The sequence below is a fragment of the Pseudomonas sp. MIS38 genome (assembly GCF_019891575.1).
Classification (GTDB): domain Bacteria; phylum Pseudomonadota; class Gammaproteobacteria; order Pseudomonadales; family Pseudomonadaceae; genus Aquipseudomonas; species Aquipseudomonas putida_A.
The window spans coordinates 21,717-34,035 of sequence record NZ_JAFLXF010000015.1; the positions used below are offsets into that span (position 1 = coordinate 21,717).

At 60.9% G+C, this 12,319-nt stretch carries 11 protein-coding genes; 1 reads left to right on the top strand and 10 read right to left on the bottom strand.

Translation table 11 applies throughout. The features are described 5' to 3' along the window. Window positions 1-61: 61 nt before the first annotated feature. Entirely contained in the window at window positions 62-1,129 is a 1,068-nt protein-coding gene (locus J1G18_RS17510) for an ABC transporter substrate-binding protein (RefSeq protein ID WP_223008147.1), read from the bottom strand. A 352-nt stretch (window positions 1,130-1,481) separates the two neighbouring features. Between J1G18_RS17510 and J1G18_RS17515 the strand changes: the two genes are divergently transcribed. Further along, a complete protein-coding gene (locus J1G18_RS17515; RefSeq protein WP_025113378.1) occupies window positions 1,482-2,195 on the top strand; it encodes a UTRA domain-containing protein in 714 nt (237 codons plus the stop codon). A gap of 730 nt (window positions 2,196-2,925) precedes the next feature. Here the strand turns inward: J1G18_RS17515 and J1G18_RS17520 are convergent. The 9 genes from J1G18_RS17520 to minC all read right to left on the bottom strand — a co-directional run bounded on the left by J1G18_RS17520 (window position 2,926) and on the right by minC (window position 12,273). After that, window positions 2,926-4,260: an amidohydrolase gene (locus tag J1G18_RS17520; RefSeq protein WP_223008148.1), complete on the bottom strand. Its 1,335-nt coding sequence runs from the start codon at window positions 4,258-4,260 to the stop codon at window positions 2,926-2,928. A gap of 66 nt (window positions 4,261-4,326) precedes the next feature. Further along, window positions 4,327-6,480 (bottom strand): mechanosensitive ion channel family protein, encoded by a 2,154-nt coding sequence (locus J1G18_RS17525; protein WP_098967912.1) that lies wholly within the window; start codon window positions 6,478-6,480, stop codon window positions 4,327-4,329. A 77-nt stretch (window positions 6,481-6,557) separates the two neighbouring features. Beyond that, window positions 6,558-6,734 (bottom strand): hypothetical protein, encoded by a 177-nt coding sequence (locus J1G18_RS17530; RefSeq protein ID WP_007965354.1) that lies wholly within the window; start codon window positions 6,732-6,734, stop codon window positions 6,558-6,560. Between the two features lie 195 nt (window positions 6,735-6,929). After that, window positions 6,930-8,219, bottom strand: a complete 1,290-nt coding sequence (locus J1G18_RS17535; protein WP_223008149.1) for a M18 family aminopeptidase — start codon at window positions 8,217-8,219, stop codon at window positions 6,930-6,932. A 172-nt stretch (window positions 8,220-8,391) separates the two neighbouring features. Further along, a complete protein-coding gene (locus tag J1G18_RS17540; protein WP_210559048.1) occupies window positions 8,392-9,489 on the bottom strand; it encodes a hypothetical protein in 1,098 nt (365 codons plus the stop codon). A 53-nt stretch (window positions 9,490-9,542) separates the two neighbouring features. Continuing rightward, window positions 9,543-10,178, bottom strand: coding sequence for an RluA family pseudouridine synthase (locus J1G18_RS17545; protein ID WP_027613350.1), 636 nt, complete (start codon window positions 10,176-10,178; stop codon window positions 9,543-9,545). Window positions 10,179-10,269: 91 nt separating this feature from the next. Next, window positions 10,270-10,524, bottom strand: a complete 255-nt coding sequence (gene minE / locus J1G18_RS17550) for a cell division topological specificity factor MinE (RefSeq protein WP_003223146.1) — start codon at window positions 10,522-10,524, stop codon at window positions 10,270-10,272. Continuing rightward, window positions 10,524-11,336, bottom strand: coding sequence for a septum site-determining protein MinD (gene minD, locus J1G18_RS17555; protein ID WP_098967914.1), 813 nt, complete (start codon window positions 11,334-11,336; stop codon window positions 10,524-10,526). Before minD ends, minE begins: the two co-directional genes overlap by 1 nt. A 199-nt stretch (window positions 11,337-11,535) precedes the next feature. Further along, window positions 11,536-12,273 (bottom strand): septum site-determining protein MinC, encoded by a 738-nt coding sequence (minC, locus tag J1G18_RS17560; protein WP_027613349.1) that lies wholly within the window; start codon window positions 12,271-12,273, stop codon window positions 11,536-11,538. Between the last annotated feature and the right edge of the window lie 46 nt (window positions 12,274-12,319).

Consider the following 12,319-nt stretch of genomic DNA (forward strand, 5'->3'; position numbering starts at 1 on the left):
GCGAGCAAGCCCGCTCCCACATTTGGATCTCCAATGGATCCAGCAGTGGGGATTTACAGGATTACTTCATCTCTACGATGACTTCTTCGTTCCACTTCTGCGGCAGGGCCTTGGAGGTTTTTTCCCAGGCGTCGGCGTCCTTGATCGGCGTGACCTTCTTGTACTGCTCGTTCGGCAGCAGCTTGGCCTTCACGTCTTCCGGCAGTTGCAGGTGCTCGGCACGGATCGGACGAGCATTGCCGCGAGCGAGGTTGGTCTGGCCGGCGTCGCTGAAGATGTATTCGCGGGTCAGCTTGGCGGCGTTCGGGTTTTTCGCGTACTTGTTGATGATGGTGGTGTAGCCGGAAATCACCGAGCCATCCGACGGGATCAGCACCACGTAGTCATCCGGGTTGGCCATCTTGGCCTTGTAGCTCAGGCCGTTGAAGTCCCAGACCACGCCGACTTCGATTTCGCCTTTTTCCATGGTGGCGATGGTCGGGTTGGCCATCGACAGGCGACCTTGCTTGGCGATGTCTGCAAACAGCAGCAGGGCCGGCTGGATGTTCTTCTCGTCGCCACCGTTGGCCAGGGCAGCGGCCAGTACGCCGTTGGCGGCTTGCGCGGCGGTGCTCACGTCACCGATGGAAACCTTGTATTTGCCGCCCTTGAGGTCGGCCCATTTGGTCGGGACTTCGGAACCGTGCAGCAGCTTCTTGTTGACGATGAAGGCGATGGTGCCGGTGTAGGCCAGTGCCCAGTTGCCGTCCTTGTCCTTGGCCCAGTCCGGGACTTGATCCCAGGTGCTTGGTTTGTACGGTTGCACCACGCCCTGCTTGACCGCGATCGGGCCGAAGGCGGCGCCGACGTCGCCGATGTCGGCAGTGGCGTTGTCTTTTTCGGCGGCGAACTTGGCGATTTCCTGGGCCGAGCTCATGTCGGTGTCGATGTGTTTCAGGCCATAGGTCTTGGCCAGGTCTTCCCAGGTGCCTTTCCAGTTGGCCCAGTCATCGGGCATGCCGACGCTGTTGACGGCGCCTTCCGCTTTCGCAGCGGCTTCGAGGGTTTTCAGGTCGATACCCGCCGCGATGGCGGAGGTGCACATTGCAATGGTCGAGCCTAACAGTGTTGCCAGGAAAAGCTGTTTCATTCCGAAGCTCCTTGGTCGTGTTCAACGCTGCGATTGCGGTTTGTGTTGGTCTAGGTCAGCAATACCTGAGCCAATTTAAGGGGGCTGGATGACACTTTGATGTCGGCGGTCGCCCGGCAGGCCTTTTATTGGCCCGGATTCGGCGCTTGCCCGGTAAGCGTAGACCAAGGTCAAAGCCCCGGCGGACAAGGCACTTGGCCGATGTATTGCAAGTCATGAGGGCGACCGTCGGGCGGGTTTGTCATCTCTCGGTCATCTGCACTGCCTAGGCTTGCAATACAAGGAAACGGCTTGCAGGCCGTACGGTTTTTGCCCCGAAACAGTGCTGGTCTAGTCCAGATAGGTAACGTTGATGCGCGATGAGGCAACAAAAGCGGTGACAGCGATTGGTCAGGTGCTGCAGGAGCAACTTGATCACGGCCTGCTCGCGCCCGGGAGCAAGTTGCCGGCCGAGCGCAAGCTCAGTGAGTTGTTCGGCACCACGCGCATTACTGTGCGTGAGGCCTTGTTGCAACTGGAGGCGCAGGGGCAGATCTATCGCGAGGAGCGCCGTGGCTGGTTCGTTTCGCCGCCACGTCTGGCGTACAACCTGATGCAGCGCAGTCATTTTCACGCGATGGTCAGTGCGCAGGGGCGGGTGCCGTCGACCGAGGTGATTTCGGCGCGGTTGCAGCCGGCATCGGTGGCGGTGTGTGCGTTGTTGCAGTTGCCTGCTTTGTCGAGCGTGATTCAGATTTGCCGGTCGCGGCGGATTGACGGGCGGCTGGTTTTGTATGTGGAGCACTATCTGAATCCGCAGTATTTTCCGGGGATTCTGGGATTTGATTTGAATCAGTCGATGACCGAGTTGTATGCGCGGCATTACGATTTGCACTATGGGCGGGTGCGGTTCGAGATTGTGCCGACGTCGTTGTCGGTGGATGCGGCGGCGGCTTTGCGGGTTTCTGTCGGGAGTCCGGGGTTACGGATTGCTCGGGTCAATTATGATCAGCATGAGCGGTTGATTGATTGTGATCTGGAGTTTTGGCGGCATGATGCGATTCACGTTGGTGTAGATGTTGTTTGAGCTTTTGGCCTTGGCGGCCTCTGGGCCGACCAGGCTGTTGGGTTCTGTGTGAATATCCGTTTCTTCGGGTGCTGCCGCTGACGGTTTCGCTCTTACAGCGAGTCACTTTTGCAGACGCCCAAAAGTAACCAAAACGCTTGGCCCCGGCGTACGGCCCTCGCTTAGGCTCGGGTTCCTTCGTTACGGGGTTCATCCGGGCGCATCGCCTCCGGTTTGCTTCGCTGCACCTCCTCTCGATGCATTTGGCTTCGCCAAACGGTCGCTGCGCTCCCACCCCCGGATAAACCCCTCCACTCAGCCTGCCGATGGGGCCGGCACGGCAAGATCAAGAGCTGCAGCCGAGCTTGCGCTCATCCTGTTGAGTGGTGAAAAGCGTGCGGTCGGCTTTTGCTTTTCTGTAGGAGTGAGCCTGCTCGCGAAGGCGGCCTGACAGCCGACCAATCTCCAACTGCCTGCACCCAATCCCACTGTCGGAGCTGGCTTGTCAGCGATAGCGGCCTGACAGCCGACCAATCTCCCACTGAATACACCCAATCCACTGTGGGAGCTGGCTTGCCAGCGAAGGCGGCCTGACAGCCGACCAATCTCTCACTGAATACACCCAATCCAGTGTGGGAGCTGGCCTGCCAGCGATGGCGGCCTGACAGCCGACCAATCTCCCACTGAATACACCCAATCCCACTGTGGGAGCGGGCTTGCTCGCGAAGGCGGCCCCACAATCACCCCATCTCTATCTGGCCGCCTCAGCATTCCTATACAAATAATCCGTCGCCAGCGACGCCATCGTCCTCACCCCAACCACCAGCGCCGACTCATCCACAAAGAATCCCGGATTGTGATTCGGCGCGGCCTTGCTCATGTCCTGATCCCGTGGCGTCACCCCTAAAAAAACAAACAGCCCCGGCACTTCCTTGGCGAAGAACGAGAAGTCTTCCGCGCCGCCCACCAGCGGCGCATTGACCACGTCATCCTTGGCTGCCCACTTCAACGTCGGCAGCATTTTTTCCGTCAGTGCCGGGTTGTTGATCGTGGGGTCGTATTTTTCGATGATGGTAACGTCGGCTTTCGCGCCGCCGCTTTCGGCGATTTTTTCGATGGTCTGGCGTACGTCGGCGTGGAGTTTCTGGCGGATGCCGTAGTCGTAGGAGCGGATGGTGCCGCTCATGTCCACGGACTCGGGAATGATGTTGTAGCGGGTGCCGCCGTTGATGGTGCCGATGCTGACCACGGACGGGTAGGACGAAATGTCGGTGCGGCGGCTGACCACGGTTTGCAGGCCGACGATGGTTTGTGCGCCGACGGTGATCGGGTCGATGCCGTCCCACGGGCGGCCGGCGTGGGTCTGTTTGCCGAGGATTTTGATGCGCAGGTCGTCGGAGCTGGCCAGAGTGGCGCCGGGGCGGTAGGCGATCTGGCCGGCGGGGACGCCGGCCCAGACGTGGAGGCCGAAGACGGCGTCGGGTTTGGGGGATTTCATCACGCCTTCTTGCACCATCATTTTCGCGCCCCAGGTGTTTTTGCCGTCGGGGATGAAGTCGCTCGGGCCTTCTTCGGCGGGCTGGAAGTAGAACACCACGGTGCCGGGCAGGGTGTCGCGCAGGCCAGTGAGAATTTTCGCCGTGCTCAGCAGGATCGCAGTGTGGGCGTCGTGGCCGCAGGCGTGCATCACGTCGACTTCTTTGTCCAGATAAGTGCCTTTGGCTTTCGAGGCGAAGGGCAGGTCGGCGACTTCCTTGACCGGCAGCGCGTCCATGTCGGCGCGCAAGGCCACGGTCGGGCCGGGCAGCGCGCCTTTGAGGATCGCAACCACGCCGGTGCGGGCGACGTTGGTTTTGACTTCCAGACCCATGGCCTTCAGTTGTCTGGCGACCAGTTCCGCGGTGCGTTTCTCGGTGTTGCCCAGTTCCGGGTGCGCGTGGATGTCGCGGCGGGTTTCCAGCAGTTGCGGTTCAAGTGCCTTGGCTTGCGTGGCGATCTGTTCGCGGGTGCTGTCCAGGGTGGCGGCGCTGGCGGTGCCGGCCAGCAGAGTGAGCAGAACGGACTGGGCGATACGTGTCAGCTGCATCGGGTGTCTCCATGGTTATTGTTTTTCTGGCTTCCCTGCCTGTGACCCGAGTGTGTGCGCGAAGTGCTATTCCTTCGGCTGGCCACCGCCGGCAGTGATGACCTGCACGCTCATGCGTGGCGTCGCCAGATCGAGTCCGGCTTCGTCCAGATGGCGTTTGAGCGACAGGTTGAACGCTCGGGAAACTTCCCATTGTTTGATCGGTGCAGTCTTGAACCGCGCGCGCAGGATCGCGCTGCCGGATTCGAAACTTTCCACGCCCTGGATCTCCAGCGGCGACCAGATGTTCCGCCGTTGCAGTGGGTCGGTACGCATTTTCTGGCCGACTTCGCGCATCAGTTTGATCGCGTCGTCGATTTCCATGTTGTACGGCACCGCCACGCGGAAGATCGCGTAGCCGAATTCCCGCGAGTAGTTCTTGATGCTTTTGATTTCGCTGAACGGAATGGTGTGGACGATGCCGTCGATATCGCGCAGGCGCACGGTGCGGATGGTCAGGCCTTCGACGGTGCCGAGGTGGCCGCCGACGTCGACGTAGTCATCAATGGCCAACGAGTCTTCGATGATGATGAACAGGCCGGTGATCAGGTCCGCCACCAGCGACTGCGCACCGAAACCGATGGCCAGACCGATCACACCGGCACCGGCCAGCAGTGGCGTGACGTTCATGCCCATGTTCGCCAGGGCGACGATCAGCGCGATGATGAAAATCGCCACGAACAACACGTTGCGGATCAGCGGCATCATCGTCTGCGCGCGGGCATTCGCCAGGCCTTTGCGCGAGCGGGTGAGGGCGTGGTGCACGGCGGTGTCGGCGAGGATCCAGATCAGCCAGGAGAAAATCAGCGTGCCGATCAGGCTGAACAGTTTGACGCTGACGTCATGCCCTTCGCCCTCGGCAAAGCCGATCAGCGACTTGCCCCACACGCGCAGGCCGAGCTCGATGAAGATCAGCCACACCAGCAGGTGGGCGAGGGTGTAGAAGAAGCTTTTCAGGCGCTCCGAGTACAACGCATGGCGCTTCGGCCCGCGTTGCGGTTTGAGTGAATGACGGCGCACGAGGCCGTTGATCACCATGCACATCACCAGCAGCACCGTGCAGATCAGCGACTGACGCAGGGCGGTGCTGGTGTCGCCGGCGGAGACGAAGGTGGCGAACAGCGAGATGCCGACCAGCACCAGCGCCGGCACGTACCAGAAGGTGCCGAGGATATCGATGGTGTCGCTGAGGGCGCGGCGGGTCAGGCGGCGGGACAACGGCTGGTTGCGGATCAGGTGCGCGATCGGCCGGCGGAAACGCAGGATGAACAACCCGGTGAACAGCGCCGCGAGCACGTTGGTGATGGTCGCGGTGGTGTGCGCCAGGTGCACGCCGAGGCCTTCGACCAGGCGCGGGTCACTCAGCGCTTCACCGAATGCGGCGAAGCTGCCGATCAGCCACAACGGACGGAAGGCCTGATGCCGCAGGATGTACAGCGCCCGGTGCCGGTGCGGGCCGTCGAGCAGCGAGAAGGCGATCACGCAGATCGCCGAGAAACAGGTGCCGACCACCAGCGCATAAGCCAGCACCATCGCCAGGCTTTTACCCAATGACGACGGCAGCGCGTAGCTCATGTAAACGGTGATGACCAACGCAATCAACCACGGTCCGAGCTTGCGCAGGGCGAAGCGCAGCATGTCGAGGGCCTTGGGGTGTTGCGGCAGTTCTTCGGTCAGGCCGAAGCGCATGCGCACCCGGTGACCGAGCCAGATCAGCGCGGCGGCGAGCAGGCTCCAGACCATCAGGATCACCGCGAAGCCGAAGATGATCGGCAGCCATTCGCTGGCCGGCAACATCAGGTTGTCGAGTTCGTCCCTGGCCAGATCGAACTCGTCGGACCAGCGGGTCAGCGGGCTGTCGTCACCGGAGAACTGTTTCTCGAAACTGGCCAGGGTGCCGCCGATCAGGCCCAGCACACCTTCTTCCGGTGAGGCCTGGGCTTTCTTGGTGGCGTCGCGCAGCTTTTTCAGATCGCTCAGCAATTGCGCGCGTTGCTTGTCGTTTTCCAGCGACTTGATGACTTCATCCAGCGACTGGCCCAGCGGCTCTTGCGCCTCCGGTTGCGTCTTGGTGGTGTTGAGCAGGCCCGGCAACCCGACCGCCTGGGCAGGGGCCAGCGGCAGCAGCGTCATCAGGCAGACAAGGAACAGGCAGGGCAGAGCAAACAGACGAGCGAACACTAGGCGGTCAACCTCGCAAAGGGGCGAATTGAGCGAGTGTACGAGGCAGCCAGAATCAATGCGAGCCGGGCGCGGATTTATTCGTTGAGTTTGGCGAGGATCTTGTAGACCACGGTCGCCAGGATCATCAGCATGCCGACCCACATGGCAAACACACCGGCGTTCTTGTCGCGGAAGTTGAAACCGATCGCCAGCAGGATCATCCCGGACAGTATCGGAATGAGCATGGCGTGGAAGGAGGACATCGAAATCATGGTGACTGCCTTGTCGAAGGGAATGATTTAAGTCTAGGTCGCTTTCTGCAGCGAGGAGTGATGTGTATCAGGAATGATTCGGTTCTACGATGAATCTTTGTTGTCTGCACGAGCGCTTTCGCGAGCAAGCCCGCTCCCACAGGTTGAAATGCATTCCAATGTGGGAGCGGGCTTGCTCGCGAAGCTTTTCAGCTTTTAAGGCAACTCGCGGCTGGCGTAGAACGCGCTCAGCACTTTGACCAGGTGCGCCAGGTCGTGGCTGCCGCACAGTTCGCGGATCGAGTGCATGGCGAAGGTCGGCAGGCCGATGTCGACGGTGCGCACGCCCAGGTGGCTGGCGGTGATCGGGCCGATGGTCGAGCCGCAGCCCATGTCGCTGCGCACCACGAAGCTCTGCACCGGTACTTCTTCGGCCATGCACAGGTGGCGGAAGAACCCGGCGGTTTCGCTGTTGGTGGCGTAGCGCTGGTTGCTGTTGACCTTGATCACCGGGCCGGCGTTGAGTTTCGGACCGTGGTTGGCGTCGTGCTTCTCGGCGTAGTTCGGGTGCACGCCGTGGGCATTGTCGGCTGAGACCAGTAACGATTTCTGGATGGTGCGGACGAACTCGTCACCTTCCGGCAGCAGACGGCGCAGGGTCTGTTCGAGCATCGGGCCATCGGCGCCGCACGCCGAGCAGGAGCCGACTTCTTCGTGGTCGTTGCACACCAGCACGCAGGTTTCTTCGGTGTCGGCGCTGAGCAGGGCTTGCAGGCCGGCGTAGCACGACAGCAGGTTGTCGAGGCGCGCACCGGCGATGAAGTCGCCATGCAGGCCGATGACCGCCGCGCTCTGGGTGTCGTAGAAGCTCAGCTCGTAATCCAGCACCACGTCGGCGTTCAGGCCATGTTCGCGGGCCAGTTGATCAGTCAGCACGGCGCGGAAGTCGACGCGTTCGTCGCCGGCGAATTGCGCGAGGATCGGCGGCAGCTCGGTCTGCGCGTTGATCGCCCAGCCCTGATTGGCTTCACGGTTCAGGTGAATCGCCAGGTTGGGAATGATCGCGATCGGCGCCTTGAAGTCGATCAGTTGGCTTTCGACCTTGCCGTCGCGGCGGAAGGTCACGCGGCCGGCCAGCGACAGGTCGCGGTCGAACCACGGCGCCAGCAGCGCGCCACCGTAGACTTCAACGCCCAGTTGCCAGAAGCCCTGGCGTTGCAGTTCCGGTTGCGGCTTGACCCGCAGGCACGGGCTGTCGGTGTGGGCGCCGACCAGACGGATACCGTCGTGCAGCGGCGAGTTGCGGCCCATTTTGATCGCGACAATCGAGGAGTCGTTGCGGGTGACGTAATAGCGGCCGTTGGCCTCGGTGTTCCATGGCTCGCGCTCGTCGAGGCGCACGTAACCGGCGGCCTCCAGACGCTGAACGAGGCTGGCGGTGGCGTGGAACGGGGTAGGGGAGGCCTTGAGGAAGTCGATCAGGCCTTGGTTCAACTCTTCGCGCATAAGAAGCTCCAGACAGCAATGGGCGGGAGTTTAACGCATCGGCCGGGGAATTGAATCCGGGCAGGATCGGGGTGGGAGCGGGCTTGCTCGCGAAAGCGGTGGGTCAGATGCAGATTTTTGGATGACACACCGCTTTCGCGAGCAAGCCCGCTCCCACAGGGAGTAATGTGGATCAGCGGGCGGCTACGCGTTTTTTCAAATAGTTCATGATGACTTTTTCATCTTCCGGTTTATCCGGACGCGGCAGCTGTTGCGGCCAGGACTTCTGGCTCAGCAGTTTTTTCTGCTGGCTCTCGTCCCAACGCAGAATTTCCCGCGAGGCGCATTCCCACCATTCGTGTCGGCAAACGCTGTAGTACGGATCTTCCGGCGCGGCGCTGCCGTACAGCAGATCACGACCGACCTTGCGCAGGGCACCTTTCTGGTGGCGCAGCTTCCATTTGATTTTCAATCGGCGCCAGGCCGAGGGGAACGGTTTGACCCGTGGCACATCGCTGCACAGATCCACCAGGCGCTGGCTGAACTGCTCGCCGTGCTGGGAGAAGAAGTACGTCTGCATCGCGTGGAAGAAACGTTTTTCCGCGAAGTAGTGGTAGACGTGTTTGCGCGCTTCCACCACCTGACGCTCGCGCATGGCATACGACAGGGCGATCTGTTCGATGGTGTGGATTTCGAAGCCGCCGAGTGTCCACTCATCAATCAGGCGGATCGACTCTTCGAACAGCGCTGAGTCGCTGTCGGTCACGCCGCACAAGCCGCTGTTGTAGAGCTTGAAACCGTTATCCGGCGTCACGCCGTGGCTGCGCAGGTCGCGACCGAGTTTTTGATAGTCGGGACGCTGGTGCACATCTTTCCAGTCGTACTCGAAGCGATCCATCACCGAGCGGTTCGGCTCGATGAATTTGAACAGTTGGCTCGGGTGGCGGGTGAACAGGGTGTCGGTGTCGACGAACAGGGTTTTTTCCGCCCACTGCATGCCCGCGGCGATGGCGCAGGCCTTGCGGCGGTGGTGATAGCCGTGGGTGCCTTGCCAGCGGGTCAGAGTCGCTTCATCCAGCAACACCGTGTCGACCGGCCAGCCCGCATAGTCGTCGGGGCGATCAGTGAGAATGCGGATCGCCGGTCGCTCGCCGTTTTTAGCCTGGGACAGCGCGGTCAGGATGCTGAACTTGGCTTCGCGCCGGTACACATCCTGATTGCCGTAAATCAGGTAAAGCAGTTGATGACGAACTTTCGTGAGGGGGGTTACCAGGGAATCAATACAACTCATCCGAAAACAGAATCCTTGTCCAAAAGAAAACAGCGCCGCCACTCAGGCAGCGCTTAAAACGGTGCCGGGCATTCGAAGCGCAACCGCTCGCCGGTTTGCGGGTGGGTGAAGCTCAGCATGCTGGCGTGCAGGCACAGACGCGGCCAGGCCGCCAAGGCCTGCTCATGGGCGTACAGCCCGTCGCCCAGCAGCGGGTGACCGATGGACAGCATGTGCACACGCAACTGGTGCGAGCGACCGGTGATCGGCGTCAGTTCGACGCGGCACCAGTCGCCGCAACGTTCCAGTACGCGCCAGAAGGTCAGCGCATGCTTGCCGAATTCGTGGTCGACCACGTGCCGCGGTTTGGTCGGCGGATCGTAGCGCAGCGGCAGGTCGATGCTGCCACTGTCCAGCTCCGGCTGACCCCAGCAGAGCGCAGTGTAGGCTTTCTCTGTTTCACGATCGTGAAACTGCCGCGACAGTTCGCGGTGAGTATCCGCGTCACGGGCCAGCAGAATGATGCCGGAGGTTTCCCAGTCCAGGCGATGGACGATGCGCGCTTCCGGGTAGCCGTTTTCCTGCAGGCGGGTGATCAGGCAGTCCTTGTTGTCGTCGGCGCGACCGGGCACCGAGAGCAGCAACGTCGGTTTGTCGACCACCAGTACGGCGGCGTCCTGATGAATGATGCGGATGTTGGACAACGGCATTAAAACAGCCTCGTAACAAATGCCAACGGCGGCTCAGGGCCATTCCGCGATGGGAATGGCCCTGAGCCGCCGTCGTTCCTGCCGGATCGACTCAGCGATCTGGCAGGGTGATGTTGAGTTCCAGAATCGAGCAACTGCCCTGGCTTTCCAGTGCAACATGTACGTCGTCGTTGCCGATGTTGACGTACTTGCGGATCACGTCGACCAGTTCCTTCTGCAAGGCTGGCAGGTAATCCGGCGTGCTGCGCTGGCCGCGCTCATGCGCCACGATGATCTGTAGACGCTCTTTCGCTACCGAGGCGGTACTTGGCTTTTTGTTGGCACGAAAGAAGTCAAAAAGGTTCATTACCTACCTCCAAACAGGCGCTCGAAGAATCCCTTCTTCGTAACATCGAGGAAACGATGTTCTTTTTCTTTGCCCAGCAGACGATCAACGGCATCGCTGTACGCCTGACCGGCATCGCTCTGGTCGTCGAGAATCACTGGAACGCCCGAGTTGGAAGCCTTCAGGACCGCCTGCGACTCAGGGATAACGCCCAGCAGGGTCACGGCCAGGATTTCCTTCACGTCTTCGACGCCCAGCATCTCGCCATCGCTGACGCGCTGCGGGTTGTAACGGGTCAGCAGGAGGTGTTCCTTGATCGGGTCTTCGCCTTTTTCGGCGCGACGCGATTTGCTGGCCAGCAGGCCGAGCATGCGGTCGGAGTCACGTACCGAGGACACTTCCGGGTTGGTCACGATGATCGCTTCGTCGGCGAAATACATGGCCAGGTGCGCACCTTTCTCGATGCCCGCCGGGGAGTCGCAGACCACGAAGTCGAAGTCTTCCTTCAACTGCATCAGGACTTTTTCCACGCCTTCCTGGGTCAGCGCGTCTTTGTCGCGGGTCTGGCTGGCGGCCAGCACGTAGAGATTTTCCAGGCGCTTGTCTTTGATCAGGGCCTGCTGCAGGTTGGCTTCGCCGTTGACCACGTTGACGAAGTCGTACACCACGCGACGCTCGCAACCCATGATCAGGTCGAGGTTACGCAGGCCCACGTCGAAGTCGACGATCACTGTTTTATGGCCGCGCAGAGCGAGGCCGGTACCGATAGCGGCGCTGGTGGTGGTCTTACCCACACCACCCTTGCCGGATGTAACCACGAGAATCTTGGCCAAGGTGTTTCACCCCTAAGGAAGAAGGACTTTTTAGCCCCTGAAAAACATCTCTTGAAAACTACTGCAGTCGGACAGCCTTGGCTGGAATTCGGCGCAAGTCGCAATTGCCGGGGGCAAACGCTGCTTGTTCCTTTTTCCTACTTCGTTTGAGCCGTTTTCGCTACGTTTTAGAGATGCTTGGAAAATGCGGCAGTATCCGTTAAAGCCGAATGATGTTCAACACGTCGGCCGACAGGCTGACCTGGACGCCGGAGCCCCACAGTGGATCGCGGCGCAAATCTTCGGAAACCTTGTAATGCCCGGCGATGGAGATCAGTTCAGCGCTCAATTGCTGACAGAATATCCGGGCCTTGGTGTCGCCTTTGACGCCGGCCAGTGCGCGACCGCGCATCGGGCCGTATACATGGATGTTGCCATCGGCCAGAAGTTCCGCCCCCGGACTGACCGAAGAAACCACGACCAAATCGCCACCCTGGGCATATATCTGTTGGCCACCACGTACTGGCGTGGTGATCACACGGGTCGGTTTGACGGTCGGCTCCGGCGGCTTTTCCGGCTTCTTTTTGACTTCCGGTTCCGGGGCTTCCAGCGGTCGTTCACGGGCGCCGGACGGCGGCAGCACCGGGATGTCGATGGCGATGGCGGCAGCGATGTCTTCGATACGGCTGGCGCGGATCGCCAGGGTGCGCAGACCATGCTGGCGGCATACGCGCATCAGGCCGGGCAGATCGACCGCGCCTTCGCCGGGCGGCAGTTTGTCCAGCGCCAGGACCAACGGTGCATTGCTGAAGAAATTCGGCGCCTGGGCGACTTTGGCGGCCAGTTGCCGATCAAGGCTGTCGAGGTCGTTGCGGGACAGTTCCAGCACCGTGATGGCCAGCATGCTGCCCTTCAACTGGAACACGGGATCTCGGTCTGGCGATTCGTTTTGGCTCATATCGGCATACAACGGCTTGTCACTAAAAGTGCCGAGACTTATAACG

Coding starts and splice junctions, on each gene's coding strand:
- J1G18_RS17520 (WP_223008148.1), bottom strand. CDS start 4,260: ATGCAGCTGACACGTATCGCCCAGTCCGTTCTGCTCACTCTGCTGGCC.
- J1G18_RS17510 (WP_223008147.1), bottom strand. CDS start 1,129: ATGAAACAGCTTTTCCTGGCAACACTGTTAGGCTCGACCATTGCAATG.
- J1G18_RS17540 (WP_210559048.1), bottom strand. CDS start 9,489: ATGAGTTGTATTGATTCCCTGGTAACCCCCCTCACGAAAGTTCGTCAT.
- J1G18_RS17545 (WP_027613350.1), bottom strand. CDS start 10,178: ATGCCGTTGTCCAACATCCGCATCATTCATCAGGACGCCGCCGTACTG.
- minC (WP_027613349.1), bottom strand. CDS start 12,273: ATGAGCCAAAACGAATCGCCAGACCGAGATCCCGTGTTCCAGTTGAAG.
- J1G18_RS17530 (WP_007965354.1), bottom strand. CDS start 6,734: ATGATTTCGATGTCCTCCTTCCACGCCATGCTCATTCCGATACTGTCC.
- minE (WP_003223146.1), bottom strand. CDS start 10,524: ATGAACCTTTTTGACTTCTTTCGTGCCAACAAAAAGCCAAGTACCGCC.
- J1G18_RS17515 (WP_025113378.1), top strand. CDS start 1,482: ATGCGCGATGAGGCAACAAAAGCGGTGACAGCGATTGGTCAGGTGCTG.
- J1G18_RS17535 (WP_223008149.1), bottom strand. CDS start 8,219: ATGCGCGAAGAGTTGAACCAAGGCCTGATCGACTTCCTCAAGGCCTCC.